Genomic DNA, 6496 nt, shown 5'->3' on the forward strand with positions numbered 1-6496 from the left:
CGCCTTCGAAACCCATCTGCGGCGAATAGCGCGCGGGAAAATCCTGAACGTGGGTGGGCGACGAGATCACGGCGCAGGGAATGCCGAGCCGCTTGGCGATGTGGCGCTCCATCTGCGTGCCGAGCACGAGCTCCGGCCTGAGTTCGCTGACGCGGGCCTCGACTTCCAGATAGTCATCCGTGATCAACGGCTCGACGCCGTAGAGCGCGGCCGCCTCGCGGATCTCGCGGGCGAATTCGCGGGCATAGGTGCCGAGGCCGACGACCTCGAAGCCAAGCTCCTGGGTGGCGACACGGGCCGCCGCGACCGCGTGGGTCGCATCGCCGAAGATGAAGACGCGCTTGCCGGTGAGATAGGTCGAGTCGACCGAGCGCGAGTACCACGGCAGCCGGCTCTCACTGCGCGACAGAACTGGCTCTGCATCGACGCCGGCAAGACTTGCGACCTCCTTGATGAAGTGGCGCGTTGCGCCGACGCCGATCGGGATCGTGCGCGTATAGGGCTGGCCGAACTGACGGTTGAGCCATTGCGCTGCCGTCAGCGCGATCTCGGGATAGAGCACGATGTTGAAATCGGCCTGCGGCAGGCGGGCGAGATCAGCCGGCGTCGCATTCCACGGCGCCACCACGTTGATCTCGATGCCGAGCTCCACAACCTGCCTGGTCACTTCCGCGAGGTCGTCGCGGTGACGGAAGCCGAGAGCCGTCGGACCAAGCAGGTTGCAGACTGGACGGGCGCCCGCCTTCCGTTCATGGCGGGGGGAGCCATCAGCGGAAGACGCAGCCAACGCCCGTACAATCCGGTAGAAGGTTTCCGAAGCGCCCCAGTTCTCCTTGCGCTGATAGGCCGGCAGCTCGAGCGGGATGACCGGAATCGGAAGCCGGAGCGCCTGCGCGAGCCCGCCGGGATCGTCCTGGATCAGCTCGGCGGTGCAGGACGCGCCGACCAGCATCGCCTGCGGCTGGAAGCGCTCGTAGGCGGCGCGCGCCGCGCTCTGCAAGAGATCCGCGGTGTCGCCGCCGAGATCGCGCGCCTGGAAGGTGGTGTAGGTGACCGGCGGCCTGCGGTCGCGGCGCTCGATCATGGTGAACAAGAGATCGGCGTAGGTGTCGCCCTGCGGCGCGTGCAGTACGTAGTGCACGTCGCGCATCGCGGTCGCGATGCGCATCGCGCCGATGTGCGGAGGGCCTTCATATGTCCAGACCGACAGCTGCATCTCACACCGCCAGTCTGGTTTGCCGCAACAGCGGCCGGGCGAACAGCTCGGCGAGATCGCCGGCCTGCTCGAAGCCCTGGATCGGCGTGAAGATCAGCTCGATCGACCATTTGGTCGTGAGGCCCTCGGCCTCCAGCGGATTGGCGAGGCCGAGCCCGCAGACGACGAGATCGGGACGCGCCTCGCGGCAGCGATCGAGCTGGCGCTCGACGTCCTGGCCTTCGCTGAGCTGCGTGCCCGCAGGCAGCATCGGAAGCTCGGCTGCAAGATGATCGCGATGCAGATAGGGCGTGCCGACCTCGACCAGCTCCATGCCGATCTCGCGCGCCAGGAAGCGCGCCAGCGGAATCTCGATCTGCGAATCCGGGAACAGGAAGACGCGCTTGCCGGCGAGCTGCGCGCGGTAGCGCGCCAGCGCCTTCTCCGCGCGCGCCTTCAGCGGCGCAAGGGTGCGCTCGACATGGCCGCGCGAGACGCCGAAGGCTTCGGCGGCCGCCGCGAGCCACAGCGCGGTGCCTTCGCCGCCGAGCGGGAATGGCGCCGCGATCCGGCGGCAGCCGCGCTCTTCCAACGCGCGCGCGGTGTCGCCGAGGAACGGCTGCGCCAGCAGCACGCGCGTCTCGGGCCCGATCGCCGGCAGCTCCGACGAGCGGCGCGGCGGCAGGAAGGCGACATTGTCGATGCCGAGCGCCGCAAAGGTTCGCTTGAACTGATCCTCCACCACATCGGCGAGCGCGCCGACCACGAGCAGCGACGGCCGCGCGCCGCGATCCGCGGCGGGCAGCACCGGCACCAGCGCGGCGAGGCAGGCGTCCTCGCCCTGCGTGAACGTCGTCTCGATGCCGCTGCCGGAGTAGTTGAGCACGCGGACGCCTGGCGAGAAGCGCTGCGACAGCCGCAGCGCCGCGCGCGACAGATCGAGCTTGATCACTTCCGACGGGCAGGAGCCGACCAGGAACAGCAGCTTGATGTCAGGCCGCCGCGCCAGCAGCTGCGCGACGATGCGGTCGAGCTCGTCATTGGCATCGACGAGACCGGCGAGGTCGCGCTCCTCCATGATCGCGGTGGCGAAGCGCGGCTCGGCGAAGATCATGACGCCGGCGGCGGACTGGATCAGATGCGCGCAGGTGCGCGATCCCACAACGAGGAAGAACGCGTCCTGGATTTTCCTGTGCAGCCAGACGATGCCGGTGAGGCCGCAGAACACCTCGCGCTGGCCGCGCTCGCGCAGCACGCCGTCGGACGAAGCAACTGATGTCACTGCACAGGCTTGCGCATGAATTGTCATGACGCGCGCTCCGCACTGGTCATCGCCTGCTCCTGCAGCCGCGCCGCGCGCAGCTTGAGCAGGAATTGCGTCGCGTTGATCGCGTAGGCCGCGTAGGCCGCGAGCACCAGCAGCATCTGCTGCTGCGCCGATCCGATATGCCCGATGATCGCGGCCAGATAGGCCGTATGCAGCGCGATCACCAGCATCGAGAACACGTCCTCCCAGAAGAAGGCCGGCGCGAACAGATAGCGTCCGAACACGACCCGCTCCCAGATCGAGCCGGTGATCATGATGGTGTAGAGCAGCGCCGTCTTCAGGACGACCGAGGCCGTGGCGAGCCACAAGCCCTCGCCGGTCGCGAGATAGCGTGCCACCAGTCCGAGACTGATCAGGAAGACCAGAAACTGCAGCGGCGCGAGGATGCCCTGCACCAGGGTCCATGGCGTGGCGTCGCGCCGAAGCTTTTCCTCAGGCGTGTAAAGCGCTTGCCGCTTTGCACGCGGGGCTGCCTCGGGTGTGAAGCAGAGTTGACTCCACAGCGACGGATCAGTGGCGGACGTGAATTGGGCGTCACACGATGTGTAAAGATGATTTGACAACACCAGTTCCCGGTGCTGCGATGACGGCAACCACAGGGACATTATTGGTGCACCGCACTCGGTTTGGTCAGCGCTACGTTGTGCAGTTCGCAGGTGGCGCATCGCAAATCCCCGAGTGCGTGCCCGATGGGGAAACGCTAGACCTGGGCATGAAGAGTGTCAACCAAAATTGACGTCAAATAATATTGACGCAACGAGTGACGTGCGCTCATATGGAGGGGAGGCGCTGATGACCGAACTCAATGAGACAGCCCGATTTCCGCGAGCACGCTTTCGGACGAAGCGTGGACAGGCCGGGTTTCACCCGTCGGCATCGCCGCGCGTCAATGTACCTTTACACAGCACGCGTCATCCGCAGCTGAACGGAGCGATCGAGGCCGAGATCATTCCGCGGCTGGTGATGGCGCATGCGTCCGCGCTGGAGCGCGTGCCGGCGATCATCACGGCCTCGGCGCAGGAAGCCGCCGACTTCGCCGAGCTGGTGCTCGACGCCGACGACGATCGTGCCGTCGCCTGCATCCAGGCGCATCGTGATCACGGCGAGACGCTGGAGCGGATCTATCTCGATCTCCTGGTGCCCACGGCAAACCACCTGCGGCATCTATGGGCCGACGACGAGCGCGACTTCGCCGACGTCACGCTCGCGCTGTGGCGGCTGCAGCAGCTGCTGCGTCATTTCAGCTCGGCCTTCTGCGCCGAGCTGGCGGTGGCGCCGACAGGATTGCGGGTGCTGCTGACGACGGCGCCTGGCGATCGGCGCGAGATCGGCCACATGATGTTCGGCGTCGTGCTCGCCGGCGAATTCTTTCGCCGCGACGGCTGGGACACCTGGATCGAACCTGATACGGCAGATCGTGGTTTCATCGACACGATTCGCACGCAATGGTTCAACGTCGTCGAGTTCTTCGCCACCAGCGACAAGAAGCTTGACGATCTCGCCTCAAACATAAGGATGGTCCGGCGCGAGTCCTCCAACCAGGACATCGGCGTGCTGGTCTGCGGTCCTGCGTTTATTGAACGGCCTGAACTCGTTCTCCTGGTCGGTGGCGACGGTGTCGTCTCCGACATGAGCAGAGAGGCTTCGCAAGCCCGGCACGTCGTCAGTCTGCTGACCGAACGGCGATAGCTTTAGGGTGCAGTGAAGATGAATGCTGGAACGAGACTTGCCGCGCGAAGGCTCCTTGATTGGGAGGACAACGGCGTTGGTGAGGGCGTTCAGAGCTCCGAAAGAGTCGCTTGGCGATCTCAATGCGGATGTTGCGGCCATGCTGGTGGCCGCAGCGTCCGACATTGCGCTCGCGCTCGACGCCGACGGCAACATCCAGGATCTGGCCTTTCAGCAGGCCGGTCTCCCGCTTGAATTGAGAAACACAGACGAGTGGATCGGCCGATCCTGGCAAGCAACAGTGTCCGAGGAAAGCCAGACCAAGCCAGAGCTGCTGTTAGCCGAAGCCTCGGAGCGCAAGGTGTCGCGCTGGCGCGAGGTGCGCTACCCGGCCGCGCGCGGGCCTGACATCCCGATCCTGTTCGCGGTCGTCGCGATCAAGGGCGCAGCCCGCTACATCGCGGTCGGCCGCGACGTGCGGGCCACCGCAGCCCTCCAGCAGAAGCTGATCGAGGCGCAGGTTGCGATCGAGCGCGACTACTCGCGGATGCGCAACGCCGAATCGCGCTACCGGATCCTGTTCCAGATCACCGCCGAGCCGGTGCTGATCATCGACGCGACGAGCCATCGCATCGTCGAGGCCAACCCGGCCGCCGCCGACCTGCTCGACCACGGCGCCGCCAATCTGATCGGCAAACTGTTTCCGGACGCGCTGCTGATCGACGACCTGTCGCTGGCGCAATCGCTGTCGCTGGCGATCCGCTCGCAGGGCAAGATCGAGCGCGCTAAGGTGACGCTCGACGGCGGCCGCGACTACCTGCTCGACGGCACGTTCTTCCGCCAGGACACCTCGTCGTTCTTCCTGCTGCGCTTCTCGCCGCAACATGGCCAGCCGGCGCTGCCGAAAGCGTCCGACGTCAACACCCAGCTGGTGCAGTTCGTCGAATCGGCCCCCGACGGTTTCGTCATCACCGACATGGACGGCCGGCTGCTGCACGCCAACGCCACCTTCCTGCAGCTCGCCCAGATCGAGAACATGCACCAGATCATGGGCGAGACGATCGACCGCTGGATCGGCAAGTCGGCGGTCGATTTCTCGGTGATGCTCAGCAATCTGCGCCAGCACGGCACCTTGAAGCTGTTCTCCAGCGTCGTCCGCGGCGAGCACGGCTCGCCGGTGGATGTCGAGATCTCCGCCACCACCGTCGGTGCGCCCGGCCAGGCCCGGCTCGGCTTCACCATCCGCAATGTCGGCCCGCGCATCACCGGCGACGGCGGTGACCACGCCTTCATCCCGCGCTCGCGCGAGCAGCTCGCCGAGCTGATCGGCCGCGTGCCGCTCAAGGAGCTGGTGCGCGAGACCACCGACGTGATCGAGCGGATGTGCATCGAGACCGCGCTCAAGCTGACCGGCGACAACCGCGCCACCGCAGCCGAGATGCTCGGCCTCAGCCGGCAGAGCCTCTATGTCAAGCTCAGGCGCTACGGCATGGCCGAGCCGAGCGAGGAAGACAGTCAGTTGGAATAGTGGGAAGAGTTCTGCAATGACCGAGATCGCGCCCGTCCCGCTTGCCCCCGAGCTTCGCTCGAGGCTTCCGTCAAGGCTTCAGCCCTCGGCCGTTCTCGAGTTGTTGAAGCCGATCACCTGGTTTCCACCGATCTGGGCGTTCGGCTGCGGCGTGGTGTCGTCGGGGGCGCCGCTGGCGCCGCGCTGGCCGATCGTCATCGCAGGCCTGGTGCTCGCCGGGCCGATGGTGTGCGCCACCAGCCAGGCGGTCAACGACTGGTTCGACCGCCATGTCGATGCAATCAACGAGCCGGACCGGCCGATTCCCTCGGGCCGCATTCCCGGGCGCTGGGGCCTGTACATCGCGCTGATCTGGACGGTGCTGTCGCTCGGCGTCGCCTCGCTGCTCGGCACCTGGGGTTTCGCCGCGGCCGCGCTGGGCCTCGCGCTCGCCTGGGCCTACAGCGCGCCGCCGATCCGGCTGAAGCAGAACGGCTGGTGGGGCAACAGCGCCGTCGGCCTCTGTTACGAGGGCCTGCCCTGGATCACGGCGGCGGCGATCATGAGCGAAGCGGCGCCGTCCTGGCCGGTGCTGGCGATCGCGCTGCTCTACAGCCTGGGCGCGCACGGGATCATGACGCTGAACGACTTCAAGTCGATCGGCGGCGACCGCGTCAGCGGCGTCAACTCGCTGCCGGTGCTGCTCGGCCCCGAGCGCGCCGCGCGCCTTGCCTGCATCACGATGGCGCTGGCGCAGGTGGCGGTGCTGGCGCTGCTCATCATCTGGGGCCGCCCGGCG

At 66.7% G+C, this 6496-nt stretch carries 6 protein-coding genes; 3 read left to right on the forward strand and 3 right to left on the reverse strand.

What is annotated here, in order from left to right; all coding sequences use genetic code 11:
* The 3 genes from bchB to bchF form a co-directional block, all read right to left on the reverse strand.
* On the reverse strand, positions 1 to 1216 hold a 1216-nt coding region (gene bchB / locus BRAS3809_RS03475), incomplete at its 3' end, for a ferredoxin:protochlorophyllide reductase (ATP-dependent) subunit B (RefSeq protein WP_035655199.1).
* Position 1217: 1 nt separating this feature from the next.
* The gene (locus BRAS3809_RS03480; RefSeq protein ID WP_008960722.1) at positions 1218 to 2504 is read right to left on the reverse strand and encodes a ferredoxin:protochlorophyllide reductase (ATP-dependent) subunit N; all 1287 of its coding nucleotides are present in this window, start codon (positions 2502 to 2504) and stop codon (positions 1218 to 1220) included.
* Positions 2501 to 3085: a 2-vinyl bacteriochlorophyllide hydratase gene (gene bchF / locus BRAS3809_RS03485; protein ID WP_008960723.1), complete on the reverse strand. Its 585-nt coding sequence runs from the start codon at positions 3083 to 3085 to the stop codon at positions 2501 to 2503. The genes BRAS3809_RS03480 and bchF overlap by 4 nt, the downstream gene beginning before the upstream one ends.
* A gap of 115 nt (positions 3086 to 3200) precedes the next feature.
* Here bchF and BRAS3809_RS03490 point away from each other — a divergent pair, with 115 nt between their 5' ends.
* From BRAS3809_RS03490 to chlG, 3 genes are all read left to right on the forward strand, one after another.
* Positions 3201 to 4211, forward strand: a complete 1011-nt coding sequence (locus BRAS3809_RS03490) for a cobalamin B12-binding domain-containing protein (protein ID WP_240535587.1) — start codon at positions 3201 to 3203, stop codon at positions 4209 to 4211.
* A gap of 139 nt (positions 4212 to 4350) precedes the next feature.
* Complete coding sequence (gene ppsR / locus BRAS3809_RS03495) at positions 4351 to 5718, forward strand: transcriptional regulator PpsR (protein WP_240535588.1); 1368 nt, start codon at positions 4351 to 4353, stop codon at positions 5716 to 5718.
* 16 nt (positions 5719 to 5734) lie between these two features.
* Positions 5735 to 6496, forward strand: a 762-nt coding sequence (chlG, locus tag BRAS3809_RS03500) for a chlorophyll synthase ChlG (RefSeq protein ID WP_035655200.1), incomplete at its 3' end; no start/stop codon positions are given.

It is taken from the genome of Bradyrhizobium sp. STM 3809 (genome assembly GCF_000239795.1).
Taxonomy (GTDB): domain Bacteria; phylum Pseudomonadota; class Alphaproteobacteria; order Rhizobiales; family Xanthobacteraceae; genus Bradyrhizobium.